23 protein-coding genes and 1 riboswitch are annotated in these 24,451 nt (G+C 68.3%); of the genes, 10 read left to right on the forward strand and 13 right to left on the reverse strand.

The features are described 5' to 3' along the window. Positions 1 to 28: 28 nt before the first annotated feature. From K3M35_RS11920 to K3M35_RS11950, 7 genes are all read right to left on the reverse strand, one after another. Positions 29 to 1,375 (reverse strand): bifunctional adenosylcobinamide kinase/adenosylcobinamide-phosphate guanylyltransferase, encoded by a 1,347-nt coding sequence (locus tag K3M35_RS11920; protein ID WP_006552924.1) that lies wholly within the window; start codon positions 1,373 to 1,375, stop codon positions 29 to 31. Continuing rightward, positions 1,375 to 2,187: an ABC transporter ATP-binding protein gene (locus K3M35_RS11925; protein ID WP_006552925.1), complete on the reverse strand. Its 813-nt coding sequence runs from the start codon at positions 2,185 to 2,187 to the stop codon at positions 1,375 to 1,377. The genes K3M35_RS11920 and K3M35_RS11925 overlap by 1 nt, the downstream gene beginning before the upstream one ends. After that, complete coding sequence (locus K3M35_RS11930; protein WP_228045161.1) at positions 2,184 to 3,146, reverse strand: iron ABC transporter permease; 963 nt, start codon at positions 3,144 to 3,146, stop codon at positions 2,184 to 2,186. The genes K3M35_RS11925 and K3M35_RS11930 overlap by 4 nt, the downstream gene beginning before the upstream one ends. A gap of 107 nt (positions 3,147 to 3,253) precedes the next feature. Beyond that, positions 3,254 to 4,159 carry an ABC transporter substrate-binding protein gene (locus K3M35_RS11935; RefSeq protein ID WP_183079202.1) on the reverse strand — a complete coding sequence of 302 codons (906 nt, stop codon included), beginning with the start codon at positions 4,157 to 4,159 and terminating at the stop codon, positions 3,254 to 3,256. Between the two features lie 87 nt (positions 4,160 to 4,246). Further along, positions 4,247 to 4,376: riboswitch (cobalamin riboswitch) on the reverse strand. A gap of 19 nt (positions 4,377 to 4,395) precedes the next feature. Then, positions 4,396 to 5,619, reverse strand: coding sequence for an O-succinylhomoserine sulfhydrylase (locus tag K3M35_RS11940; protein ID WP_006552928.1), 1,224 nt, complete (start codon positions 5,617 to 5,619; stop codon positions 4,396 to 4,398). After that, positions 5,616 to 6,026: a rhodanese-like domain-containing protein gene (locus tag K3M35_RS11945; RefSeq protein ID WP_006552929.1), complete on the reverse strand. Its 411-nt coding sequence runs from the start codon at positions 6,024 to 6,026 to the stop codon at positions 5,616 to 5,618. Before K3M35_RS11945 ends, K3M35_RS11940 begins: the two co-directional genes overlap by 4 nt. Positions 6,027 to 6,096: 70 nt before the next feature. Next, complete coding sequence (locus tag K3M35_RS11950; RefSeq protein ID WP_033096188.1) at positions 6,097 to 6,543, reverse strand: membrane protein; 447 nt, start codon at positions 6,541 to 6,543, stop codon at positions 6,097 to 6,099. Between the two features lie 292 nt (positions 6,544 to 6,835). Here K3M35_RS11950 and K3M35_RS11955 point away from each other — a divergent pair, with 292 nt between their 5' ends. Further along, positions 6,836 to 8,233, forward strand: a complete 1,398-nt coding sequence (locus K3M35_RS11955; RefSeq protein WP_033096189.1) for an FAD-dependent oxidoreductase — start codon at positions 6,836 to 6,838, stop codon at positions 8,231 to 8,233. Between the two features lie 90 nt (positions 8,234 to 8,323). Here K3M35_RS11955 and K3M35_RS11960 read toward each other — a convergent pair whose 3' ends face one another. Then, positions 8,324 to 8,806, reverse strand: a complete 483-nt coding sequence (locus tag K3M35_RS11960) for a DUF456 domain-containing protein (RefSeq protein WP_006552932.1) — start codon at positions 8,804 to 8,806, stop codon at positions 8,324 to 8,326. A gap of 107 nt (positions 8,807 to 8,913) precedes the next feature. On the opposite strand from K3M35_RS11960, the gene K3M35_RS11965 reads away from it, so the two are divergent. Continuing rightward, on the forward strand, positions 8,914 to 11,697 hold the full coding sequence (locus tag K3M35_RS11965) for a vitamin B12-dependent ribonucleotide reductase (protein ID WP_259443933.1): 2,784 nt from the start codon (positions 8,914 to 8,916) through the stop codon (positions 11,695 to 11,697). Between the two features lie 23 nt (positions 11,698 to 11,720). After that, a complete protein-coding gene (locus K3M35_RS11970) occupies positions 11,721 to 12,149 on the forward strand; it encodes a hypothetical protein (RefSeq protein ID WP_200358561.1) in 429 nt (142 codons plus the stop codon). 7 nt (positions 12,150 to 12,156) lie between these two features. On the opposite strand, the gene K3M35_RS11975 is transcribed toward K3M35_RS11970, so the two are convergent. Continuing rightward, positions 12,157 to 12,537 carry a VOC family protein gene (locus K3M35_RS11975; RefSeq protein WP_033096371.1) on the reverse strand — a complete coding sequence of 127 codons (381 nt, stop codon included), beginning with the start codon at positions 12,535 to 12,537 and terminating at the stop codon, positions 12,157 to 12,159. Between the two features lie 92 nt (positions 12,538 to 12,629). Between K3M35_RS11975 and K3M35_RS11980 the strand changes: the two genes are divergently transcribed. Both K3M35_RS11980 and K3M35_RS11985 read left to right on the forward strand, forming a co-directional pair. Then, on the forward strand, positions 12,630 to 13,007 hold the full coding sequence (locus K3M35_RS11980; RefSeq protein WP_037217988.1) for a nuclear transport factor 2 family protein: 378 nt from the start codon (positions 12,630 to 12,632) through the stop codon (positions 13,005 to 13,007). Positions 13,008 to 13,113: 106 nt separating this feature from the next. After that, complete coding sequence (locus K3M35_RS11985; RefSeq protein WP_019291085.1) at positions 13,114 to 14,211, forward strand: CaiB/BaiF CoA-transferase family protein; 1,098 nt, start codon at positions 13,114 to 13,116, stop codon at positions 14,209 to 14,211. Positions 14,212 to 14,262: 51 nt separating this feature from the next. On the opposite strand, the gene K3M35_RS11990 is transcribed toward K3M35_RS11985, so the two are convergent. The 3 genes from K3M35_RS11990 to K3M35_RS12000 form a co-directional block, all read right to left on the reverse strand. After that, positions 14,263 to 15,744, reverse strand: a complete 1,482-nt coding sequence (locus K3M35_RS11990; RefSeq protein WP_220666454.1) for a PLP-dependent aminotransferase family protein — start codon at positions 15,742 to 15,744, stop codon at positions 14,263 to 14,265. A gap of 33 nt (positions 15,745 to 15,777) precedes the next feature. Next, the gene (locus K3M35_RS11995; protein ID WP_121208835.1) at positions 15,778 to 17,316 is read right to left on the reverse strand and encodes an alkaline phosphatase; all 1,539 of its coding nucleotides are present in this window, start codon (positions 17,314 to 17,316) and stop codon (positions 15,778 to 15,780) included. 128 nt (positions 17,317 to 17,444) lie between these two features. After that, positions 17,445 to 18,734 (reverse strand): adenylosuccinate synthase, encoded by a 1,290-nt coding sequence (locus K3M35_RS12000; RefSeq protein ID WP_006552940.1) that lies wholly within the window; start codon positions 18,732 to 18,734, stop codon positions 17,445 to 17,447. A 252-nt stretch (positions 18,735 to 18,986) separates the two neighbouring features. Between K3M35_RS12000 and K3M35_RS12005 the strand changes: the two genes are divergently transcribed. Next, positions 18,987 to 19,640, forward strand: a complete 654-nt coding sequence (locus tag K3M35_RS12005) for a hypothetical protein (RefSeq protein ID WP_024101848.1) — start codon at positions 18,987 to 18,989, stop codon at positions 19,638 to 19,640. A gap of 84 nt (positions 19,641 to 19,724) precedes the next feature. Here the strand turns inward: K3M35_RS12005 and K3M35_RS12010 are convergent, their stop codons facing one another. Further along, positions 19,725 to 20,303: a TerD family protein gene (locus K3M35_RS12010; RefSeq protein WP_006552942.1), complete on the reverse strand. Its 579-nt coding sequence runs from the start codon at positions 20,301 to 20,303 to the stop codon at positions 19,725 to 19,727. A gap of 188 nt (positions 20,304 to 20,491) precedes the next feature. Between K3M35_RS12010 and K3M35_RS12015 the strand changes: the two genes are divergently transcribed. Genes K3M35_RS12015 through K3M35_RS12030 form a run of 4 tightly spaced genes read left to right on the forward strand, consistent with a single transcriptional unit; the run spans position 20,492 to position 24,451 of the window. Further along, a complete protein-coding gene (locus tag K3M35_RS12015; RefSeq protein ID WP_220666464.1) occupies positions 20,492 to 21,562 on the forward strand; it encodes a glycosyltransferase family 1 protein in 1,071 nt (356 codons plus the stop codon). Then, positions 21,559 to 22,638 (forward strand): glycosyltransferase, encoded by a 1,080-nt coding sequence (locus K3M35_RS12020; RefSeq protein WP_006552944.1) that lies wholly within the window; start codon positions 21,559 to 21,561, stop codon positions 22,636 to 22,638. Before K3M35_RS12015 ends, K3M35_RS12020 begins: the two co-directional genes overlap by 4 nt. Beyond that, the gene (locus tag K3M35_RS12025) at positions 22,635 to 23,627 is read left to right on the forward strand and encodes a glycosyltransferase (RefSeq protein ID WP_006552945.1); all 993 of its coding nucleotides are present in this window, start codon (positions 22,635 to 22,637) and stop codon (positions 23,625 to 23,627) included. The genes K3M35_RS12020 and K3M35_RS12025 overlap by 4 nt, the downstream gene beginning before the upstream one ends. Further along, positions 23,624 to 24,451 carry a glycosyltransferase family 2 protein gene (locus K3M35_RS12030; protein ID WP_220666455.1) on the forward strand — a complete coding sequence of 276 codons (828 nt, stop codon included), beginning with the start codon at positions 23,624 to 23,626 and terminating at the stop codon, positions 24,449 to 24,451. The genes K3M35_RS12025 and K3M35_RS12030 overlap by 4 nt, the downstream gene beginning before the upstream one ends.

Consider the following 24,451-nt stretch of genomic DNA (forward strand, 5'->3'; position numbering starts at 1 on the left):
GTCCGCAGCGTTACGAGAAGAACAGGTATCAATCCGATTTCAGAGAAATGGGAATCCCCGCCACCACGAGAGTTGCCGACTCACTGGCCTCCGCGACCCGCGCATTGAGCCGGCCAAGCATGTCGCGGAACAATCGGCCCGAAGAGGTCGCGGGCACCACTCCGCTACCGACCTCGTTGCTCACGGCGACCACCGGCACCGCACACTTCCGCCACGCCGCGATCAACTCGTCCACATCGGAGTGGACAGGGTCGAGGTCGCCACCATCCCAGACACCGTGGATATCGAGCCGTGCCGTCAACCACGTTCCGAGACAATCGATCAGCAGCGGTTCCGTAGCGGTGCACAGCACCTCGGCGACATCGACCGTCTCCACCGTCGACCATGAACCGGGACGTCTTTCCCGGTGCAGTGCAACACGTTCCGCCCACTCCGCGTCACCCTCTCGTGTCCCGCCGGTGGCGACGTAGGTGACGGACGGGCAGGACGCGAGTAGTTCCTCGGCGTGCCGCGACTTGCCCGACCGCACTCCCCCGAGAACCAGCGTCCGATGCGGCACGACCGGAGTCCCTTCACCCACGTGGACCACCTCACCGTCACGACCGGGACGAGCATCCACCTGCTGCAGACGATTCCGCAGTTCGTCGATGGGCGGATTGTGGTGGCCCAGATGCACTGCGACCACCTCGGTGTTCTCGGTGACGGCACCGACACCGCGCAGACCATCCACCATCGCGCCGAACTCGGGCAGGCCGAGGTGACCCTCGGACAGTTCGGAACGGTCGCCGAAGGTTTCCTCGAGGAATACCGCGTCGAACCGGGCGTCGCGCACGGCCTCGAACCACTCGGCGAGCCACATCCCGGTGTCGCACGCCCACAGCAACCGCGACCCGCCCGGGCCCGACAGGTCGTACAGCACCGCGTCGCCGTCGCGGAAGACCTTGTGCCGTGCGGGAAGAACGCGCACCGAGTAGTCGCCGACGGTGAGCGAGTCCCCCGGCTCGACCGGAACGAAACGCACCGGCGCGTCGGGAGCCACCCAGGGTCTACAGGTGTCGAGCGCGTCGGCGGGACCTATCACATCGAGTTCGACGCCGGCGGCCACCCACGACCGGAACAACAATGCCTGCGGGCCCAGATGATCTGCATGGGCGTGGGTCAGGAGGATATGCCGCACCTGCGCCAGCGACCTGCCGTGCCGCACGGCCGCGCGGGGCGCCTCAGGACCGCAGTCGAGCATCAGCACATCGTCGACGAGTGCCGCGGTCTGCCCGCGGATCTCGCCGCGACGCGCGGCATCCGCGCAGGATGCACACGTGCAGAACGGGTTCGGCCACCCGTCCGCCGCGCCGGTTCCCAGGAGCACGACCTCCATCAGCGGTCCTTCGTGCTGTCGCGGAGCGGGAGGACGGCGCGACCCGCCGGGCGGTCGAGGATCTCGACGCGGGCGCCGTAGACCTGCGCGATGCGTTCGGCGGTGAGGACGTCGTCGGGCGCTCCGTCGGCGACGACGTGCCCGCGATCGAGCAGTACGAGCCGTTCCCCGTATTGGGCGGCGGAGGTCAGGTCGTGCATCGCGGCGATGACGGTGAGGTCGCCTTCGGTGCGCATCGAATCGACGAGTTCGAGTACCTGCTGCTGGTGTCCGATGTCGAGTGCGCTGGTGGGTTCGTCGAGGAGCAGCACCCGCGGTTGCTGGGCGAGAGCGCGTGCGAGCACGACGCGCTGCAGCTCACCGCCGGACAGTTCGGTCGCGAGTCGCGGTGCGAACGCTTCGAGCTCGAGCCGTTCTACGATCCGGTCCACCACCTCGCGGTCGTGCGCGGTCTCGGATCCGAAGCGCGGGATGTGCGGGGTGCGGCCGAGATGGATCAGTTCCCTGACGGTGACACCTTCCGGCACCACGGGGCGTTGCGGCATCAGCGCGACCGCGCGTGCCATGTCCCGACGTCCGGCGCGCCCCGGCACGATGTCGGCGACCTGCAGGTGACCGGTGGCCGGCACGAGACCGGCGAGGACGTGCAGCAGGGTGGTCTTGCCCGACCCGTTGGGTCCGACCAGCGATAGCCAGGAGCCGGCGGTGACGTTCAGGTCGATCCCGTGCAGCACCTCGACGCCACCGCGTTCGGCGCTGAGCTGCCGGCACGACACCGTCATGGTCGGGGTGGTGAGAACATCGCTCTTCATCGGACACCTCGGCTCCGTCTGAGCACGACGAGGAAGAAGGGCGCCCCGATCGCCGCGGTGACGACACCGATCGGCAGTTCGGCGGGCGACATGACGGTGCGGGCCAGGACGTCCGCGAGGACGAGGAAGGACGCACCCACCAGCAGCGACAGCGGCAGCAGGAGACGGTGGCCGGGTCCGGCGAGCAGCCGGACCGCGTGGGGGACGACGATGCCGACGAACCCGATGAGACCGCTCGCCGAGACGACGGCCGCGGTTCCGAGGGTCGCGACGCAGACGAGCAGCAGCCGCACGCGCGCCGGGTTGATCCCGAGGCTCGCGGCTTCGACGTCGCCGACCGCCATGACATCGAGTGTGCGCCGATGCAGCGCGATGATCGCGACGGTGACCACGACGTACGGCAGGACCACGACGACGTCGGACCAACCGTCGGTGGACAGGCGGCCGAGCATCCACGAGTACACCTGCCGCAGGGTGTCGTCGTGCAGCTGCATGAAGAACGTCTGGATCGCGTTGGCGAAGGCCGCGACGGCGACACCGGCGAGGATGATGACGACTTCCGAGCGGCTGCCGCCGACGGTGCGGCCGAGCGAATACGTCGCGCCGACGGCGAGCAGGCCCCCGGCGAAGGCCGCGATCGGGACACCGGCGAACCCGGCCGCGCCGCCCACGACAATGGCGAGGGTGGCACCGAGACCGGCGCCGCTGGAGACCCCGAGCAGATAGGGATCGGCGAGCGGATTGCGGAAGACCCCTTGGTAGGCCGCACCGGCGATGGCCAGCATCGCACCGACCAGCACCCCGAGCACGACGCGCGGCATCCGGATGTTCCACAGGATCGCCTGCTGACGCGTGCTCAACCCGGAGTCGACGTCGACGAGCGGCAGGCGGTCGGCGATGTCGAGCAGCACCCCGCCCGGGGTGAGACCGGCGGGCCCGACGAGGATCCCGACCAGCATCGCGGCGAACAGGGCGAGCACCGCGCCGGTCAGCGCGAGCGCGTTGCGCGGCAGTACCCGCGCACCGCCGGGTGGCAGGGCGCGGGTACTGCGTCGCGACAGAGAGATCAAGGCGTGGGCTGGGCCGCGGGGATGCCGCCGACGATCCGGGCGATCTCACGCATCAGGTCCACGACGCGCGGCCCCCAGCGACTGGCGATGTCCTCGTCGAGGACGTAGACGCGACCGTCACGGACGGCGCTGAGCTCGTTCCAACCCGCACGCTGTGCGACGACCTCGGGCGTGACGCCGCAGCACTGTCCGTCGGCCAGGAAGATCACGTCGGGGTTCTGCTCGAGGACGTACTCGGCGGACAGCTGCGGGTAACCGTTGCCGCCGGTCGCGATCGAGGTCAGGCCCAGCATCGAGTAGATATCGCCGATATAGGTGTCGTCGGTGACGGTGTAGAAGGTGTTATCGAGCTCGTGGTAGTAGGTCAGCGGGGTCTCACGCTCCGGGAGGCCCGCGAGGATCCCGTCGATGTCCGTCTTCATCTGCGCGACGAGCTCGGCGGCGTCACCGACGTGTCCGGTGGCGGCTCCCAGCTGCTCGATCTGGGCGTAGGTGTCGTCCAGGTTCTCGGCCGCGGGAAGGATCAGCGTCTCGACACCGGCCTGCTCGAGCCCCGCGACGAGATCGGCGGTGTCGGCGTTGGCGACGACCAGGTCGGGTTCGTAACCGAGGATCGCCTCGACGTTCGGGGTGTACCCCGACAGATCGGTGACGGGCGCGTCGGCCGGATAATCGGATCGGTCGTCGACCGCGACCACCTGGTCGCCGGCACCGACGGCGTAGAGCATCTCCGTGCTGGTGGGGCTCAGCGACACGATGGCCTGCGGGACGTCCGCGGAGGTGGTGTCGGTGTCACCGGACGGTGACGAATCGTCGCTGCTCGAGCACCCTGCGGCGAGGAGCGCGAAAGCGGTCAGTCCGGCGGCGAGCAGCCGTCGGTGGTTGTCGAGTGGCACAGCCATCCTCCGTTGTTCGGAGGACGAAAACAGCACGGCTGCAACAGGCGGTTGCGGCACGCCACCGTCCTTCGTCCGAGGACCAGTACGTACGGACCCTCCGCGCCGGCCGACCTGGCTCACCCCGTATCGGGACTTACAGTTGCGGGACAGCGCCGGAATCTCACCGGCTTCACCGAAAACGCAGCGGGTGCCCTACCGGATCGGCAGGACACCCGCAGCGTAGCTCACGGCGTCCCAGGTCAGGACAGCGCCTGCTGGAGATCCTCGAGCAGATCCTCGGGATCCTCGAGGCCCACGGACAGTCGCACCACGCCGTCGGACAAACCGATCGCGGCCCGGCCCTCCGGTCCCATCGCCCGGTGGGTGGTGGTCGCCGGGTGGGTGATGAGCGACTTGGAGTCGCCGAGATTGTTCGAGATGTCGACGATGCGCAGCTTGTTCAGCAGCTCGAAGGCACGCTTCTTGCCCTCGCCCTCGGGGGCGTCGAGCTCCAACGTGATGATCGTGCCACCGCCACTCATCTGCGACTTCGCGAGTTCGTACTGCGGGTGCGACTCGAGATACGGGTACTTGACCCAGCGCACCGCATCCTGCGATTCGAGGAACTGCGCGATGCGCAGCGCCGAATCGACCGAGGCGCGCAACCGCACCGGCATGGTCTCGAGACCCTTGAGCAGCGTCCACGCGTTGAACGGGCTCAGCGACGGCCCGGTGTGGCGGATGAGCTTCTGCACCGGCCCGTCGATGTAGTCGGCGGGTCCGAGGATCGCTCCGCCGAGCACGCGGCCCTGACCGTCGATGTGTTTGGTGCCGGAGTAGACGACGATGTCGGCACCGAGATCGAGGCTGCGCTGCAGCAGCGGGGTGGCGAAGACGTTGTCCAGCACCACCTTCGCGCCCGCCGCATGCGCCATCTCGGAGACGCGACGCACGTCGACGAGGGTCTGCATGGGGTTCGAGGGGGTCTCGAAGAAGACCGCGGTGGTGGGCACCGACAGTGCCTTCTCCCACTGGTCGAGATCCTCGCCGTCGACGAACACCGTCTCCACGCCCCAGCGGGGCAGAATCTCGTTGCACACGACGAAGCACGAACCGAAGAGGCTGCGTGCCGCGACGAGACGGTCGCCCTTGCCGAGCAACGCGGCGAGCGCGGTGAACACCGCGGACATGCCGGACGCGGTGGCGTACGCTCCCTCGGCACCGTCGAGCAGGCGCAGGCGCTCCTCGAACATCTTCACCGTGGGGTTGCCGTAGCGGGAGTAGACGAAATGGTCGACGTCGCCGGTGAAAGCGGCCTCGGCGGCCTCGGCCGACTCGTAGACGAACCCGGAGTTGAGGTAAAGGGCCTCGGAGGTCTCCTCGAAACCGGATCGGAGGGTGCCGCCGCGCACGCCGAGCGTGGCGGGGCGAACGGTGGCGGGCAGCGCCTTGTCGAACGCGCCGCCCTGGGGGATGGAACTCACGACTGCCTCCACGGCAGGCCCGCGGCCCGCCAGCCCTCGGCACCGCGATGGCTTTCGCCGTCGAGAGCGCCTTCGAATCCTTCGAGAACGTTATAGGCGGGGGTCAGGCCCGCAGCGGTGGCGGCCGTGGCCGCTCCGATGGAGCGCTGCCCCGAGCGACACAGGAAGATCACCGGTCCGCTGCCGATACCCGCTGCCCTCAGATCCTCGACGAAGTTCGGGTTGGGGGCGCCGTCGGGGTAACGAACCCACTCGACGAACACGGTCCGGCGACCGAGCGACGAGGTCTCGGGGACCCCGACGTATTTCCACTCGGCTTCGGTACGCACATCGACGAGCACGGCATCCGGATCACCTTGCAGCAGGTCCCATGCCTGCTGCGGCGTTATATCACCTGCGTAGCTCACCGGAACATATTTTCACAGGTCGGACTGTGACGTACACGCGGGCACCGCTTCGTATACGCACGGCGACACGTCAGAACCGGCAGATCCGCCACACGTCGTCGATGCGGACGACCTGCCACGTCTCGGTCTGCGTCTCCCCGTCGAGGCCGGTCCGGACGTCGACGGTGGCCCGATCGCCGTCCACGGCGATGTTCTGCGCGGCCTGCAGCTCCACGCGTCCCTCGACGTCCGCGAGCGGTGCTTCCTCGGCGGGCAGATCGCTGCACCGCAGCCGGTCGAGGATCGGTCCGTCGTTCTCGTTGTGCGCGGAGACGTAGTCGGTGACGGCGCGGCGCACCATCTCGTCCTCGGTGAGGTCGTCGCCCGCCGGGGAGAAGAGCTGGGCGCCGAAGACGACGAGGACGAGCACCACCAGGACCGCGAGGGCTCCGAGGAAAGGCCCTATGCTGCTACTGGTGGGACCGTCGGGATCCGGGCCGGGATCGGGTTCGGGTTCGGGGGCTCCGCGCTTGGCCATGCGCCCGATCCTAGTGGGCGCGAGGTCGCGGCCCGTCACGACCGCATTTGCCCTAAAAACCCTCTCGAGGTAGGAATTGTCGCATGGCCACCACGCAGCTCGTTCGACGCCTCGCCGTCGACCTGTGTCGTATGGGTGCCCACATGTGTTGTCGCTGAAGCGATTCGCTCGACGGCTCGATTCGTCCTCCTTCGCCGTCATCCCCGCGCGACCTGCGCCGAGCCCACTGAGGGCAGCCTTAATTTAAGCTGGATATGTCCGTCCGCACACCGAAGAGGTAGTTGATCCCCTGATGACCGATCAGACTCGTCCCCTTCGCGTCGCGATCGTCGGTGCCGGCCCTGCCGGTATCTACGCCGCCGACGCACTAATGAAGTCCGACACTGCGCAGGATCCCGGGGTCAGCATCGACCTGTTCGAGCGCATGCCGGCGCCGTTCGGTCTGATCCGCTACGGTGTCGCGCCCGACCACCCGCGCATCAAGGGCATCATCACCGCCCTGCACAAGGTGCTCGACAAGCCGCAGATCCGCCTGCTCGGCAATCTCGACTACGGCAGCGACTTCAACCTCGACGACCTGCAGCGTTTCTACGATGCGGTGATCTTCTCGACCGGCGCGAACGCGGACCGCGCGCTGAACATCCCCGGCATCGATCTCGACGGCAGCTACGGCGCCGCCGACTTCGTGTCCTGGTACGACGGTCACCCCGACGTGCCGCGCACCTGGCCGCTCGAGGCGGAGAAGGTCGCCGTCCTCGGTGTCGGCAACGTCGCGCTCGACGTCGCCCGCGTGCTCGCCAAGACCGGCGACGAGCTGCTGCCGACGGAAATTCCGCCGAACGTCTACGAGGGTCTGAAGAACAACAAGGCCGTCGAGGTGCACGTCTTCGGTCGCCGTGGTCCGGCGCAGGCCAAGTTCACGCCGCTCGAGCTGCGCGAACTCGACCACTCCCCGACCATCGAGGTCATCGTCGACCCCGAGGACATCGACTACGACGAGGGCTCCGAGCAGGCACGTCGCAACTCCAAGCAGGTCGACATGGTCGCCAACACTCTGCAGGACTGGGCGATCCGCGATGTGGGCAACCGCCCGCACAAGCTGTTCCTGCACTTCTTCGAGTCCCCGCACGAGATCCTCGGTGAGGACGGCAAGGTCGTCGGTCTGCGCACCGAGCGCACCGAGCTCGACGGCACCGGCAACGTGCGCGGCACCGGCAAGTTCAACGACTGGGAGGTCCAGGCCGTCTACCGCGCGGTCGGCTACCTCTCGCAGAACATCGCCAAGCTGCCCTTCGACGAGCAGGCCGGCACCGTGCCGAACGAGGCCGGACGTGTGCTCGCCGACGAGAACGCCGAGGGTCCCGACCGGTTCATGCCGCACACCTACGTCACCGGCTGGATCAAGCGCGGCCCCGTCGGCCTGATCGGCCACACCAAGGGCGACGCGAACGAGACCGTCGCGAACCTGCTCGAGGACCGGGCCGCCGGCCGGCTGAACACCCCCGAGGATCCGTCCGAGGACGCGATCGTGAAGTTCCTCGAGGACAAGCAGCTGCCGTACACCACCTGGCAGGGCTGGTACCGCCTCGACGCGCACGAGCGCAGCCTCGGTGAGGCCGAGGGCCGCGAGCGCGTGAAGGTCGTCGAGCGCGAGGACATGTTCCGCGCGAGCGAGCCGCACAAGGCGTGACAGCAGCCTGAACTGCACGAACGAGGAGGGACCCATCCGCGCGGATGGGTCCCTCCTCGCTTTCGGGTCTGCTCGGCTTTCCGGGTGCGCTCAGGTGAACAGGACGGCGCCCAGCCACACCGACGCCGCGACGAGTCCGCCGAACAGTTCGACGAGGATCGACAACGCGACCGCCTTGGTCGCCGCGACCGTCGAGACCCACGCGTCGCGGTGGGTGCGATGCCGCTGCACCTCCGACAGGTACATGCCGAGCAGGAAGCCCAGGAACAGCCCGACGACGGGGACGACGAAGAACCCGACGATGCCGAGCAGACCGGCGAGGATCAACGAGCGGTTCGGCACCCCGGCCTGCTGCAGTCGCTTGCCGGGCCAGGTGTACTTCACGATGCCGGTGACCAGCAGCGCCACCGCCGCGACGCCCAGCACGATCCATGCGGTGGTGCCTCCCGTGAGGAACGCCCATACGGCGATCGCGCCGAAGATCAGCAGGACGCCGGGCAGGACCGGCAGCACGATCCCGAGCAGGCCGACGAGGATCGCCAGCCCGACGAGCAGTTCGCCGCCGGCACTCACGGCGCCACCGAGCGGGTCGAGCGGGCGGAAGACAGCGGAGTACCGGGACGCGGTGGCAGCATGGTGGGACTATATGTGCCACCGGTCCACGCCCCCGGGAGGACGCGATGAGCAGTACCAGGCCTCACAGCAGCCCGAAGAGTGCATCGGACGCCGCAGCCGCCGCGGTGCGCGGCGACGTCCGGTACTTCACGACGCCCGGTGTCGATCCCGCCGAGGCGGTGGAGTGGCAGCGCCGCGACGCGCGGATCGTCCACCACGGCACCGGTCGTGTCGTCTTCGAGCAAACCGATGTGGAGTTTCCTGCCTTCTGGTCGCAGAACGCCACCGACATCGTCACGCAGAAGTACTTCCGCGGGCAGCTCGGACACCCGGATCGTGAGCACTCGTTGCGCGACGTGATCGCGCGCATCGTCGACACGATCACGGCGTGGGGGCACACCGACGGTCATCTCGACGATCCGGAGGCGTTCGCCGCCGAGCTGACCTATCTGCTGATCCACCAGCGGGCCTCGTTCAACAGTCCCGTCTGGTTCAACATCGGGGTGCCGAACACTCCGCAGCAGGCCAGCGCGTGTTTCATTCTGTCGGTCGACGACAGCATCGACTCGATCCTCGAGTGGTACCGGCAGGAAGCGGTGATCTTCAAGGGCGGGTCGGGCGCCGGGGTGAACCTCTCCCGGATCCGCTCGTCGGCCGAACCGCTGACCGGTGGCGGAAGCGCATCGGGGCCGGTCAGCTTCATGCGCGGCGCCGACGCCTCCGCCGGCACCATCAAGTCCGGCGGCAAGACCCGGCGGGCCGCGAAGATGGTGATCCTCGACGTCGACCATCCCGACATCGAGGAGTTCGTCGACTGCAAGGCGATCGAGGAACGCAAGGCGCGGGTGCTCGCCGAGGCCGGTTTCGACATGGGTCTCGACGGCACCGACATCCATTCGGTGCAGTACCAGAACGCGAACAACTCGGTGCGCGTGACCGACGAGTTCATGCACGCGGTGGTGGCCGACGCCGAGTGGCCGCTGCGTACCGTGACGACTGGCGAGACGGTCCGGACTGTCCGCGCGCGAGAGTTGTTGCAGCGCACCGCCGCCGCCACCTGGGAGTGCGCCGACCCGGGCATCCAGTACGACACGACGATCAATGCCTGGCACACCGCCTCCGCGACCGGCCGGATCAACGCGTCGAATCCCTGCTCGGAGTACATGCATCTCGACGATTCGGCCTGCAACCTCGCGAGCCTGAATCTGCTGACCTTCTTGCGCGAGGACGGCACCTTCGATGTCGACGGTTTCCGTCACTCCGTGGCGGTGATGCTCACCGCGCAGGAAATCCTCGTCGGCCGCGCCGACTACCCCACCGAGCGGATCGGTGAGACGTCGCGGCGGTTCCGGCAGCTCGGGCTCGGTTACGCCAACCTCGGTGCGCTGCTCATGGCTTCGGGCCTGCCCTACGACAGCGAGGCCGGACGCGCGACGGCTGCGGCGATCACCGCCCTGATGACCGGTCACGCCTACGCCGTGTCGGCGGACATGGCGAGGCGCCTCGGACCGTTCGACGGTTTCGACGAGAACCGCGCGCCGATGCTCGACGTGCTGGGCAAGCATCGTGGCGCACTCGATGACATCGACGCCGATCTCGCACCGGCCGACGTGCTCGATGCGGCACGACAGGCGTGGGACCGCGCCGTGGCCGACGGCTCTGCCCACGGTGTGCGCAACAGCCAGGTCAGCGTGCTCGCACCGACCGGCACGATCGGGCTCGCGATGGATTGCGACACCACCGGGATCGAACCGGATCTGGCGTTGGTGAAGACCAAGAAGCTCGTCGGCGGCGGCAGCCTCACGATCGTCAATCGCATTGTGCCGCGCGCACTGTCGCGTCTGGGTTACAGCCCGTCGGAGGTCGCCGATATCGTGGCGCACCTCGATCTGCATCACGATCTCGCCGGTGCGCCGCACGTGCGCGACGAGCACGCACCGGTGTTCGCGACGTCCATGGGCGACAACGTCATCTCGCCGCGCGGCCACGTCGCGATGATGGCCGCGGTGCAGCCCTTCCTGTCGGGTGCGATCTCCAAGACGGTGAACCTGCCCGAGTCCGCGACCGTCGACGACATCGCCGACATGTATGTCGACGCGTGGCGCCTGGGCGTGAAGGCCCTTGCGATCTACCGTGACAACTGCAAACTGGGACAACCGTTGTCGACGGCGTCGCGCCCTGCTGTCGCAGAAGCGGCTCCGTCCACGGCGCCTCGCCGCGAGCGGCTCCCGCGCACCCGCACTTCTCGGACGTTCGAGTTCCGGGTGGCGGACTGCAAGGGCTTCGTCACGATCGGTGAGTACGACGACGGGCGTCCCGGCGAGATGTTCCTGCGCGTGTCCAAACAGGGCTCGACGCTCGCCGGCATCATGGACGCCTTCTCGATGTCGGTCAGTTACGGTCTGCAGTACGGGGTCCCGTTGCGCACCTTCGTCCGGGCCTTCACGAGTACGCGTTTCGAGCCGGCCGGGATCACCGACGATCCGGATCTGCGGATCGCCACGTCGATCCTCGACTACATCTTCCGGCGACTGGCGATCGACTATCTCGAACCCGACGAGCGCGCCGAACTGGGCATCCTCACCGGCGCCGAGCGTTCGGTGCCCGACACCCCTACGCTCACGCCGTACACGAGCACGCCGCCGGTGCGTGAGCCCGATCCGCCGGCGACCGCGCCGCGGGGCACGCACAGCACGAGCAGCGCGAGCACGTCCTCCCCGGGTGGTCTCGCTGCTCCGTCACCGTCGAATCCGGACGCGCCGTACTGCATGCAGTGCGGAGTGAAGATGCAACGGGCCGGGTCGTGCCACGCCTGCCCGTCCTGTGGGAACACCAGCGGCTGCAGTTGAGGTGATGCGTCCATACTGGCGGGATGGTCCTGGGAGTCGACACCGAACTGACACTGACGGCCGCGGGTGCGGTCTTCCTTCTTGCGCTCGCTCTCGGCGTGTGGAAGTACCGGCAGATGGCGACGTCCGACGACCACCTCGCGCACCCGTACGTCGACATCGCCCACCGATCGGCCCTGATGTATTCCTTCGCGACGCTGCTGGTCGCGGTGTTCGTCGAGCTCAGCGCGTGGCCCACCGCAGTGAACCTCGCCGCGGCCGCGGTGATCGTGGTGTTCTTCGTCGGCGCGATCGCGAGCTATGTCGTGCACGGTGCGCTGCGCGACACCACGAATCAGTTCGCGCATCCGGTGCGCGGGACGGGTCTGGCGATGGCCGCGCTGATCGTCGGTGAGATGGGTGGCTTCGCGGTGCTGTTCGCCGGCTTCCTGTGGGGTGCCTTCGCAAGCTGAGGCCGCGTCAGGTGCGGTGTTCGAGCAACGACAGGACGTTGCCGTGCGGGTCGCGGAACCATGCGACCCGCATACCGTCGGGTGCGGTCCACGCGTCGTGGTCGTCCTGATCCATGCCGTTGTACCGGATGAACTCCACGCCGTGCTCGCGCAGTTGTTCGACGGTGCCGTCCAGATCGGATACCCGCCAGCCCAGCACGGTGTAGCCGGTCTCCTCGCGCGACTGCACGAGGGTCACCCGGACCGGTGCGCCGCCGCCTCCGTCGAGGACGAGCGCGAAGGGGTCGCGGGAGAGCTTCCGGAAGCGCAGGGTGTCGACGTAGAACATCTCCGAGACGTCGAGGTCGGTGCTCGGGACGAAGCTCACGAGTTGGCCGGTGATCGTCATACGTCCACTGTGCTCCGGAGCGCCCGAGTGCGACAGCGGATTCGGCGGATTCACGCCCCCACCTCGGCGATCCGGCGACTAGGCTCTCGATCATGAGTACTTCGGAGATCGCTACGGTCCTGGCCTGGCACGACGCTGTGAACAGCAACGACATCGACACGCTCGTGCAGTTGTCGAGCGACGACATCGTGCTCCCCACCCCCGACGACGATCCCGACCAAGGACTCGACGAACTGCGCGAGTGGGCGACGACGGCAGGGGTCACGCTGCAACCGGGCCGCCTGTTCGTCCACCACGGAATCGTGGTGGTCGAGGAGACGGTGACCTGGGCGTCCGATCCGGGTCCTCGCGACGAGGCGATCGCCTTCCGGGTGGTCGACGACCAGGTGGTCACCGTCGTCCGCCACGCCGATCTCGGCGAGGCCTTCGAGGCGACCGGACTGAGCGAGGCCGACCTCTACGAGGAGTGATCCACTCCCGACGACCGGAACCCCAGCGACCGGAGCCATATTCTGAACGCTCGCTAAGGTACTCTCCGTTGCGACAGTCCCTACACATCGGAGCGAGGTTCGTCGAGTGTCCGCTGAAGCTGTTGAGAAGAAGGGTCCGCTCGCGGGTGTCCGCGTCGTCGAGTTCAAGGGTCTCGGTCCCGGCCCACACGCCGCGACCCTGCTCGCCGATCTCGGCGCCGATGTCGTCATCGTGCAGCGCCCCGGCGAGATCCCGCCGGAGGGACAGCGCGATCCGATTCAGCGCAACCGTCGCATCGTCGAGGCCAACCTCAAGGATCCCGCCGACATCGAGAAGGTCCTGACCCTGCTCGAGCGCGCCGACGTCCTCATCGAGGGCTTCCGTCCCGGCGTCACCGAACGACTCGGCCTCGGACCGGACGTAGTCCTCGAGCGCAACCCGCGCATCGTCTACGGCCGCATGACCGGCTGGGGCCAGGAGGGCCCGCTCGCCAACGCCGCCGGCCACGACATCAACTACATCTCCCTCACCGGCGTCCTGCACGCCATCGGCCGCCAGGGCGAGCGTCCGGTGCCGCCGCTGAACATGGTCGGCGACTTCGGTGGCGGTTCGATGTTCCTCGTCTTCGGCATCCTGTCGGCCCTCGTCGAGCGTCAGACCTCCGGCAAGGGCCAGGTCGTGGACGCGGCGATGGTCGACGGCGCCCTCGCTCTCTCGCACATGATGTGGGCGTTCCGCGGTCGCGGCGCGTGGTCGGACGAGCGCGGCGTCAACATGCTCGATACCGGCGCCCCGTTCTACGAGGTCTACGAGACCAAGGACGGCAAGTACATGGCCGTCGGTTCCATCGAGCCGCAGTTCTACGCGCTGCTGCTGCAGGGCCTCGAGCTCGATCCGGCCGACCTGCCGCACCAGCTCGACACTTCCCGCTGGGCGGAGATGAAGAAGATCTTCACCGACAAATTCCTGTCGAAGACCCGCGACGAGTGGACCGAGATATTCCTCGGTACCGATGCCTGCGTCTCCCCGGTCCTCACCTGGGCCGAGGCGGAGAAGAACGAGCATCTCGTCGCACGCGGGTCGCTGATCGAGATCGACGGCGTCGTGCAGCACGCACCGGCGCCGCGCTTCTCCCGCACCCCCGCCGGCGAGCCCGTCGGTCCGGCGGCCGAGGCCACCGACATCGACACCCTCTGGGTCTGATCCGGCAGCCCGAGCCCGCCGACGCTCCGACGATCGTCCTGGCGCACAGGATCAGACGACGAGCCGCGCCTCGTCGGGTGTGCGCCCGGAGGCGACCTGCTCGTAGGCGGCGGCCATCGCCTCGACGGCGTCGTCGAGGACCTCGACATCCTGCGTGTACGGCAGACGCACGAAATGTTCGAACGCACCCTGCACACCGAAGCGCGGACCGGCGGAGAGCAGCACACCGTGGGACGGCGCGGCGGCAGCCAGCGAGGTCGACACCGGCTCGGGCATCCGCGCCCACAACGACATCCCGCCCTGGCCCGGCGTGTACTCCCAGTCGGGCAACCGCCGGTCCAAAGCTGCGCGCAGCGCACGGCGTCGTTCCCTCAACGCGGCGCGGCGACGTTCGAGCACTTCGTCGACTTCGGAGAGCAGATGCGCGGCCGCGAGCTGTTCCATGACAGGCGTGCCCAGGTCGACCGCGGTCCGTGCCCCGGCCAGCCGGACGATCGTGTCGCGGTCGGCGCGGATCCATCCCACCCGCAGGCCACCCCACAGCGACTTCGCCGTCGAACCCACCGTCACCACCGACGCGCCGGCAGGCATGGCTGCGACGGGAGGCGGCGGCGGGGCGTCGAGCCAGAGATCGACCATCGACTCGTCGACGACGAGCGTGGTTCGCGTGTCGCGCATGATGCGGGCCAGTTCGGCGCGGCCGTCCTCGTCGAGGCACAGGCCAGTGGGGTTGTGGAAGTCGGGGACGAGGAAGGCGGTGCGCGCCGCGGTCTGCCGGACGGCACTGGCGACACCGTCGAGATCCCAGCCGCCGTGCGGGCCGTTCTCCGGGCGCACCGGAACCGGCACCGGGCGCGCGCCGTAGCGGCGGATCGCTTCGAGCGCATTGGGATAGGTGGGGTGGTCGACGACCACCCGGTCGCCGGGGTCGTCGAGCACACCGAGCAGCAGGCGCATCGCGTGCTGCGCCCCGGAGGTGACCATGATCTGGTCGGGCGAGGTGGGCAGTCCACGCTCGCGGTAGCGGCGGGCGATGACCTCGCGCAGCACCGACACCCCTATCGGTTCCATGCCGTGCGAGTCCAGATAGGTCGACATCGACCGCAGCGCCGCGGCATACGCCGCTTCGATCTCCGCTGCCGGCGCGGGCAGCGAGGCGTTGCTCAGATCGATCGCCGGGCCGATCGGCATCCGGGACCCGGTGTTCTCCGCGCCCCGGCGAGCGGGCACGGCGACCGTGCTGCGGGCACCCTGCCGACTGCGCAGATAGCCTTCTTCCCGCAGCGCCGCATAGGCGGACGCGACGGTGGTGCGGCTCACCGACAGCGCCGCGGCGAGTTCCCGCTCGCTGGGCAGGGCGACCCCGAGCGGGACGCGGCCGTCGTGCACGAGCAGGCGGATGCTGTCCGCGAGCGCCCGGTAGGCGGGTCTGGGATCGGGGCGAGCGGAGCGACGGGAATGCGACTGCCCCGAATCCTGCCAGTTCCCGAGGTCGCGGACGAGCGACACGGCTCCGATCGCTCGAGTGATCACCGATCCAGTATGCCCCGCATCGCGCGGGCGGGATCAGGCCGGTGGATCGAGCACCTGACGGAACAGGACCGTCCCTCGCGAGTCGAGCAACTCCACCCGCATCTGCTTCGTCGCGCCGTCGATGAACACCTCCCCGAAGTGCTGATATCCGTCCATCGGCGAGGTGTTCGCCGCCGGGGGCGCGTGCACGAAGACGGCCTCGGGACCGAACGTTCCGTCCAGCTCGTTGGGTCCGAAAGCACCGGCGTTGAGCGGTCCCGAGACGAACTCCCAGAACTCGTCGAAGTCGGTGAACGAGGCGCGGTCCGGCGAATAGTGATGCGCGGCCGTGTAGTGCACGTCGGCGGTCAACCACACGGTGCCGGTGATCCTGCGCGCTTCGACCGCCGACAGGACCCGCGCGATCTCCGATTCCCGGCCCGAGGGAGCGCCGTTGTCCCCGTTCGCGATTCCTTCGAAGGCCGTATCGCCGTCGGGTACGACCAGGCCGATCGGCAGGTCGGCGGCGATGATCTTCCAGGTGGCGGTCGAACGGGTGAGTTCGTCGATGAGCCACTGCGTCTGCGCGCTGCCGAGCACCTGCCCCGCCGCGCCGACGTTGGTGCCGTTGGCGTCCTTGTAGGTCCGCATGTCGAGTACGAAGACGTCGAGCAGCGGTCCGTACCGCACGACCCGGTGGATGCGTCCGTCGACGGCCTCCGCCGGATCGAGCGGGAGCCACTCGTGGAAGGCACGGAAAGCCCGTTCCGCCAGGACGTCCACGTTCTTCTCGGTGTACTGCTCGAGATCCAGGATCTCACCCGCGTACCAGTTGTTGACGGTCTCGTGGTCGTCCCACTGCACGATCTGCGCGACGGAGGAGTTGAACCGCCGATAGTTCTCATCCATGAGGTTGTAGGCGTACTGGCCGCGGTACTCGTCGAGGGTCTGCGCCACAGCACTCTTGGCCTCGGTGACGATGTTGCGCCAGATCCGGCCGTCCGGCAGCTCGACGGTCTCCTTCAGCGGATTGTCGGCGTACACGACGTCGCCGGAATGCACGAACAGGTGCGGGTCGCGACGGGCCATCGTGTCGAAGATCGTCATCCCACCGATGTCGGGGTTGATACCGAAGCCCTGACCGGCGGTGTCGCCGGACCACTGCAGCCTGATGTCGCCGGGTGTGGTCGGGGCGGTGCGGAACAGACCCGTCACCGGCTCGGACGTGGCGCCGTCCTCGCCTTCGAGGACGACACGATAGTGCACCTGCTCGCCGGCCGGCAGTCCCGTCAGCCGCAGTCGGCCGGTTCCGTCCGTCTCGGGCGTCAGCAGACCACCCACGTGCCGGACGGGATCGGTGAAGGATTCGGTGGCCGCCGTCTCCACGACGAGCCGCGCCGGTCGATCCGAGCGCGCCCACACGAGCGCCCCGTCGGCCCGCACGTCGCCGGTGGCCACACCGTGGGTGAGGATCGGCCGCTCACGGACGAGGCTCGGCGTTGCAACGGAACTTCCCGACGAGCACGCCACCGCCGGAGCCGCGAGGGCTCCGAGCGCGACGGTGCGCAGCAGGGTTCGACGGGACACGTACATGGTTCTCCCCGGGGTCCGACGGACTGTGCGGGACGAGCGTGCACAGTCCGTGCGAACCGTCGGTGAACATGCAGTGAGGGATCGGCGCCCGTCCGACGACGAATCGGCGCGGGCCGGGAGCTACCCCGTCAGCGGATGACGTCGCGCCGGACGATCGTCTCGTCGCGGCCCGGCCCCACACCGATGCAGGAGATGTAGGCGCCGGAGAGCTCCTCGAGACGCAGCACGTAGTTCTGCGCGTTCTTCGGCAGCTCCTCGAAGGTGCGGGCGTGGGTGATGTCCTCCCACCAGCCCGGCATCTCCTCGTAGATCGGCTTGGCGTGGTGCACGTCGGTCTGCGTCATCGGCATCTCGTCGATACGCACACCGTCGACCTCGTAGCCGACGCAGATCGGCACGGTGTCGAGACCCGACAGCACGTCGAGCTTGGTGAGGAAGTAGTCGGTGATGCCGTTGACGCGGGTCGCGTAGCGGGCGATGACGGCGTCGAACCATCCCGTGCGGCGGGCGCGACCGGTGGTGACACCGACCTCTCCACCCTGCTTGGCGAGGTAGGCGCCGTGGTCGTCGAACAGCTCGGTCGGGAACGGACCCGAGCCGACGCGGGTGGTGTAGGCCTTGAGGATGCCCAGCACCGTCGAGATCTTCGCCGGGCCGATACCCGAACCGACAGCGGCGCCGCCGGCAGTGGGGTTGGACGACGTCACGTACGGATAGGTGCCGTGGTCGACATCGAGCAGCGTGCCCTGCGAACCCTCGAGGAGGATCGTGTCGCCGCGCTCGAGCGCCTTGTTCAGTTCGAGGCGCGTATCGGTGATGCGGTGCTTGAAACCCTCGGCCTGGGTGAGGACCTCGTCGACCACCTGCTGCGGGTCGAGCGCCTTGCGGTTGTATATCTTGACGAGCACCTGGTTCTTGAATTCCAGTGCGGCCTCGACCTTCTGGGTGAGGATCTTCTCGTCGAGCACGTCGGCGACCCGCACGCCCACGCGGGCGATCTTGTCCTGGTAGCAGGGGCCGATACCGCGTCCGGTGGTGCCGATCTTCTTCTTGCCGAGGAAGCGTTCGGTGACCTTGTCGATGGCCACGTGGTACGGCATGATCAGGTGCGCATCGGCCGAGAGCAGCAGACGGGACGTGTCGACGTCGCGCTTCTCGAGGCCTTCGAGCTCGGTGAGCAGCACACCCGGATCCACCACGACACCGTTGCCGATGACGTTGTTGACGCCGGGCGTCAGGATGCCCGACGGGATCAGGTGCAGGGCGAACTTGTCGCCGTTGGGCAGCACGACCGTGTGACCGGCGTTGTTGCCGCCCTGGTAGCGCACGACCCACTGCAGACGTCCGCCGAGTAGATCGGTAGCTTTGCCCTTGCCCTCGTCGCCCCACTGGGCTCCGATCAGGACGATTGCCGGCATGTCGCGCTCTCCTCAGGCAGGTGTCTACGTGCGGGCGGTCTCGCCTGCAGGGTCCTGCCCAACCGGGCAGCAGCCGGGACCACAGTGTAGTCCACCCTCCGACGAGCGCGAATGACGGGACTGCAGAAGCGCCGGAGCTGCGGCGCGCGGTGGCGGGTCGCCGCCGCCCTCCCCCACCGCCTTCCCATTACAGTGGACGCAGCCGAGAGCCCGACGAACCCGACCCCTCGAGGAGACCCGTTGACCCCGGTAGTGCTCAGATGCGGTGACGTGCCATTGCCGTTGGCGCTGACCCCCGTGACCGCACTGTCTGCGCCTGCCCTCCCCGAGAAGGACGACTTCGAGGACGTCTTCGCGCATCTCGAGTCGGTAGAGGACCCTCGTCTGATCCTCGTAGGCAACGACGCGGCGTTCGCCGCGACCGTCACCCGGCTGATGCGCACCGAACGCCTCGACCTGGAGGTCGCGTACGTCCCGGAGACACGAACCCCGGCCACGGAGGCGTACGGGTTGCGGACGGGGTCGAAGGCCGCCACCGTCGCCCTGCAGGGGGTCGCGAAGCCGTTGCCGCTCATCCGCGACGACGCCGGTATCGCCCTCGTCGGCCGTGCGCTGCTGTGCGGTGAGAACGGCGATGCGCTCGTCGGGGAGGCCTACGTCGATGACACCCGCCTGTTCTCCGGCACGGTGCCCGGCATCCGCGTCGAACCCACACCCGCGATGCCCGGTCTGCGGGCCGCGATCGACCGGCCGCGCTGGTTCGGCGGCTACAAGTGGCTGACGGGCCGGGCCATGCAGTTGGGTTCCCCCGCCGCAGTCGTCACCCGCGACGGGGTCGCGAACCCCCGGGCTCTCAAGCGGTCGACCTTCTACCGGCACGACAAGAAGTGGAAGCTCGTCCGCTGAAACCCATCTTCAGCCGACGTTGACCCCTCTCGGCTCAGCCGACGTTGACCCCTGTCGGCTCAGCCGACGTTGACCCCTGTCGGCTCAGCCGACGTTGACGCCGTAGTCCCGTGCGATGCCCGCCAGACCGGAGGCGTAGCCCTGGCCGATGGCGCGGAACTTCCACTCGCCACCGTGGCGGTACAGCTCACCGAAGACCATCGCAGTCTCGGTGGACGCATCCTCGGTGAGGTCGTAGCGGGCGAGTTCCCGGCCGTCGGCGCGGTCGACGACGCGGATGAACGCGTTGCGCACCTGACCGAACGACTGGCCCCGCGCGTCGGCGTCGTGGATCGACACCGGAAAGACGATCGACTTGACCTCCGCGGGAACGGCGACGAGGTCGACGTTCACGCTCTCGTCGTCGCCCTCGCCCTCACCGGTGAGGTTGTCGCCGGTGTGCTCGACGGAGCCGTCCGGCGAACGCAGGTTGTTGTAGAAGACGAAATGCTGGTCGGACAGGACCTTGCCGTTCTCGCTCGTCAGCAGTGCACTGGCGTCGAGATCGAAGTCCGCGCCGGTCGTCGCGCGCACGTCCCAGCCGAGACCCACCGTCACCGCCGTCAGGTTCGGAGCCTCCTTCGACAGCGAAACGTTGCCGCCCTTGGCCAAGCTCACACCCATACCGAATCCTCTCGCTCGATGATCGTTGCCTACCGCCACCCTAGTGAAGACCGGACGAGTCGGGCAGGACGTGTGAAGGCCGTCCCGCGGGGGTAGCCGCAGGGCACCGGACGATGGCCGGGGACGGCGTTCCCGGCCTTTCGGTGTGTACGGCGAATGTCGCGCGAGGGAGAAGAGGGTCGGTTGTGGTGATTCGAGTCGCGTCGGTGCCTGCGTCGCACGTCTACGTCCGGCACCTCGCCTGCCCGGAGGGCGACGACGTGATCCGGTTGACGGATCCGGTTCCCGCCGACGGCCGCAAGGTTCCCGGGGGCTGGTGGCCGCCGTTGATGCTCGAACCGGGCTGGGTGAGCGACCACCACGAGGAATTCGACGTCTTCCACATCCATTTCGGATTCGACGCGATCGGCGCGGAGCAGCTGCAGGACGTCGTCGCCGAACTCGCCGAGCACGACAAGCCTCTCGTGTACACGGTGCACGACCTGCGGAACCCGCACCATCCCACCCCCGGTGAGCACCACAAGCAACTCGACGTGCTGATTCCGGCCGCGGACGAACTGATCACCCTCACGCCGGGCGCCGCCGAGCGGATCCGTCTGCGCTGGGGCCGGGAGGCGACGGTCCTGCCGCATCCGCACGTCGTCGAACAGCACTGGCTCGAGCGACCGCGTCGCGACGAAAGTCCGTTCGTCGTGGGAGTCCACGCGAAGAGCCTGCGCGCGAACATGGATCTGTTCCCGGTGCTCGACACGCTGGCCGAGACCGTGCGCTCGCTACCCGATGCGGTGTTGCAGATCAACGTGCACGACGAGATCTTCGATCCCGACAATGCGTACTGGTACAACCCGGAAGCCGGTTCCCGCATCCTGCAGTACGGCGAGCAACCCCAGGTGGACGTGCGGGTGCATCCGTACTTCTCCGACGACGAACTGTGGCAGTACCTCTCGGATCTGTCGGTGTCGGTGCTGCCCTACCGTTTCGGAACCCATTCGGGTTGGCTCGAGGCGTGTTTCGACCTCGGCACCGCTGTGATCGCGCCGAGTTGCGGCTTCTACGGCGAGCAGCGTCGGTGCGGGGTGTACACCTACGACGAGGACACCTTCGAAGCCGACTCGCTCGCTCGTTGCGTGCGAGAACTGTACGAGAGCAGGGATCTTCCGCGAGCCGACTGGTCGCAACGTATGGACGAACGTCGCGCGCTGGCCCGCGCCCATCGCGATATCTACCTGCGCGCGATGAGCAGCCGGAGCAGATCATGACGCCGTTGCGCATCGCACTCGTCGCGTCGAACAGATATCCGATCCGCCAGCCCTTCGCCGGCGGACTCGAAGCGCACGTGTGGCATCTCGCCCACGCGCTCGGCAAGGACGGCCACGAGGTGACGCTCTTCGCCGCACCGGGATCCGATCCGGAACTTCCGGCCTCGTTCCTCGAGGTGCCGTCCTTCGAGGTCAGCGAACTCGCACGCAGCGACGTGTCGATGCCCCCGGCGAACGGCTTCCTCGGCGACCACCACGCCTACCTGTCGCTGATGCTCGATCTCGCCGGACCGTCCGCCGATGCCTTCGACGTCGTGCACAACCACAGCCTGCACTACCTGCCGATAGCGATGGCCCGCATGTTGCACACCCCGCTGCTCTGCACGCTGCACACGCCGCCGACGCCGTGGCTCGAGTCGGCGATGGCGACTCCGGGTGGGTGCCCGGGCACGTTCGTCGCGGTCAGCCGGCACACCGCGACGGCCTGGGAACACGTCACGCCCGGTCCGGTGGCGGTCGTGCCCAACGGTGTCGATCTCGGAGCGTGGCCGGTCGGTTCGGGAGGTGAGGATCTGATCTGGTTCGGCCGCCTCGTGCCGGAGAAGGGCGCGCATCTCGCGATCGAGGCCGCGCGCCGGGTCGGTTACCGGCTGCGGATCGCGGGCCCGATCAGCAACCGGGGGTACTTCGCGGAACACGTCGAACCGTTCCTCGGTCCCGACGTGATCTATCTCGGTCATCTTTCCCAGCCGGATCTCGCTGCCGCGGTGGGACGTTCGGCAGCAGCACTCATCACCCCGCAATGGGACGAACCGTACGGGCTCGTCGTCGCCGAGTCCCTGGCATGCGGGACACCCGTGGTGGCCTTCGCGCGCGGCGGCATCCCGGAGGTCGTCGACGAGAGCAGCGGATGCCTGGTCGCGCCGGACGACATCAACGGCCTGGCCGAGGCGGTACCCCGCGCTGTCGGTCTGTCCCGTGCCTCCGCCCGAGCCCGCGCGGAGGAGCGTTGTTCGGAACGCACGATGGTCGATGCCTACGTCTCGCTGTATCGGGAACTCGCGGGAGCGGCATGATCGGCTACTACATCCATCACCACGGGCACGGACACCGCACCCGCGCGAGCAGCATCTGCGCGGATCTGCGGACGCCGGTGACGGCATTGTCGTCGGCGCCGCTCGGCACTGCCGCCGACGTCTTCGACGACGTCGTGCTGCTCCCCCGCGACGACCTCGCCGTCGACACCGCGCAGGACACGACGGCCCACGACGTCCTCCACTGGGTTCCCACCCACGACGACGGTCTCCGCGAACGCATGCACGCGCTGGGGTCGTGGATCGCCGCGACCCGCCCGAGCCTGCTGGTAGTGGATGTGTCGGTGGAGGTGACGCTCCTCGCCCGCTTGTACGGGATCCCCGTCGTGGTGCTCGCGATGCCGGGCGAGCGCACCGATACCGCCCACACGCTGGCCTACCGCGTCGCCGACCATCTCATCGCACCGTGGTCGCAGGACGTCTACGATCCGCACTGGCTGCGCTCGTACGCCACCTCGTACGTCGGCGGGATCAGCCGTTTCGACGGACGCCCGTCTCCCACCCGCACAGCCGGTGAGAAGCCGAGGGTCCTCGTCATGAGCGGCAGCGGCGGATCGTCGATCACCGTCGACGATCTGCACCGGTTCTCGTCACGCTACCCCCAGTACGTGTGGGAGGGTCTCGGTGTCGCGGGCGGCCCGTGGGTCGACGATCCGTGGCCCGTCCTCACCGGCGCCGACGTCGTGATCGGGCATGCGGGCCAGAACACCGTCGCCGACATCGCGGCCGCCGCGCGACCTGCGGTCGTGATCGCCGAACCCCGTCCGTTCGACGAACAGCGTTCCACCGCAACGGCTTTGGAGAAGTCCGGACTGGCGGTGGGTCTCGACGGGTGGCCCGACCCGGACCGCTGGCCCGAACTGATCGAGCGAGCACGCGGCCTCGACCCCGTCGAATGGAAACGCTGGCAGGTCGACGGTGCCGCGGCGCGCGCGGCGGCGATCCTGGACGACCTAGCGGAGCGATCGTGACCGTCTCGGTCGTCACGGTCGCCGCAGGTCGCAGCACGCATCTGCGACGCCAACTCGACGGCCTCGCACGCAGCACCCGGACACCCGACGAGCACATCGTTGTCGCGATGGGTGACCCGGAGGTCACGGAGGTCGTCGCCACGGCCGGCTCGTCGGCGCGAGTGGTGGAGATGGACGTCGACTCCGCGAAACTGCCGGTCGGAGAGGCACGGAATCTGGGCGCGCGGACGGCGTCGTCGGATCTGTTCGTCTTCCTCGACGTCGACTGCATTCCGGCTCCCGACCTGATCGAACGGTACGCCGAGGCGGCCGGCCGGCACCCGGCTGCGCTGCTCAACGGTCCGGTCACCTATCTGTCCGAACCGGGCGCCGACGGCTACGACCTCGACCGGCTGGGCGACGCGATCGATCCGCATCCGGCCCGTCCGTTCCCCTCCTCGGGTGAGATCGTGCTGGACGATAGACACGAATTGTTCTGGTCGCTGTCGTTCGCGTCCCGGTCGCTCGTGTGGGACCGCATCGGCGGGTTCTGCACCGCATACAGCGGATACGGCGGCGAGGACACCGATTTCGGACAGAAGGCCGCCCGTGCCGGAGTCCCGATGGCCTGGGTCGGCGGCGCCCATGCCTTCCACCAGTACCACCCGGTGTCGAGCCCGCCGGTCGAGCATCTCGACGACATCCTCACCAATGCCGCGCTGTTCCACCGGCGTTGGGGGTGGTGGCCGATGCGGGGGTGGCTCGACGAGTTCGAGCGGACGGGACTCGTCTCCTTCGACCCCGACACGCAGCGGTGGACGAAGGTGCGGACGACCGGCCCGTGA

It is taken from the genome of Rhodococcus sp. DMU2021, assembly GCF_019641445.1.
GTDB classification, from domain to species: Bacteria; Actinomycetota; Actinomycetes; order Mycobacteriales; family Mycobacteriaceae; genus Rhodococcus; species Rhodococcus pyridinivorans.

Coding starts and splice junctions, on each gene's coding strand:
- K3M35_RS11920 (WP_006552924.1), bottom strand. CDS start 1,375: ATGGAGGTCGTGCTCCTGGGAACCGGCGCGGCGGACGGGTGGCCGAAC.
- K3M35_RS11925 (WP_006552925.1), bottom strand. CDS start 2,187: ATGAAGAGCGATGTTCTCACCACCCCGACCATGACGGTGTCGTGCCGG.
- K3M35_RS11930 (WP_228045161.1), bottom strand. CDS start 3,146: ATGCTGGTCGGGATCCTCGTCGGGCCCGCCGGTCTCACCCCGGGCGGG.
- K3M35_RS11935 (WP_183079202.1), bottom strand. CDS start 4,159: ATGGCTGTGCCACTCGACAACCACCGACGGCTGCTCGCCGCCGGACTG.
- K3M35_RS11950 (WP_033096188.1), bottom strand. CDS start 6,543: ATGGCCAAGCGCGGAGCCCCCGAACCCGAACCCGATCCCGGCCCGGAT.
- K3M35_RS11955 (WP_033096189.1), top strand. CDS start 6,836: ATGACCGATCAGACTCGTCCCCTTCGCGTCGCGATCGTCGGTGCCGGC.
- K3M35_RS11965 (WP_259443933.1), top strand. CDS start 8,914: ATGAGCAGTACCAGGCCTCACAGCAGCCCGAAGAGTGCATCGGACGCC.
- K3M35_RS11970 (WP_200358561.1), top strand. CDS start 11,721: ATGGTCCTGGGAGTCGACACCGAACTGACACTGACGGCCGCGGGTGCG.
- K3M35_RS11975 (WP_033096371.1), bottom strand. CDS start 12,537: ATGACGATCACCGGCCAACTCGTGAGCTTCGTCCCGAGCACCGACCTC.
- K3M35_RS11980 (WP_037217988.1), top strand. CDS start 12,630: ATGAGTACTTCGGAGATCGCTACGGTCCTGGCCTGGCACGACGCTGTG.
- K3M35_RS11995 (WP_121208835.1), bottom strand. CDS start 17,316: ATGTACGTGTCCCGTCGAACCCTGCTGCGCACCGTCGCGCTCGGAGCC.
- K3M35_RS12000 (WP_006552940.1), bottom strand. CDS start 18,734: ATGCCGGCAATCGTCCTGATCGGAGCCCAGTGGGGCGACGAGGGCAAG.
- K3M35_RS12010 (WP_006552942.1), bottom strand. CDS start 20,303: ATGGGTGTGAGCTTGGCCAAGGGCGGCAACGTTTCGCTGTCGAAGGAG.
- K3M35_RS12020 (WP_006552944.1), top strand. CDS start 21,559: ATGACGCCGTTGCGCATCGCACTCGTCGCGTCGAACAGATATCCGATC.
- K3M35_RS12025 (WP_006552945.1), top strand. CDS start 22,635: ATGATCGGCTACTACATCCATCACCACGGGCACGGACACCGCACCCGC.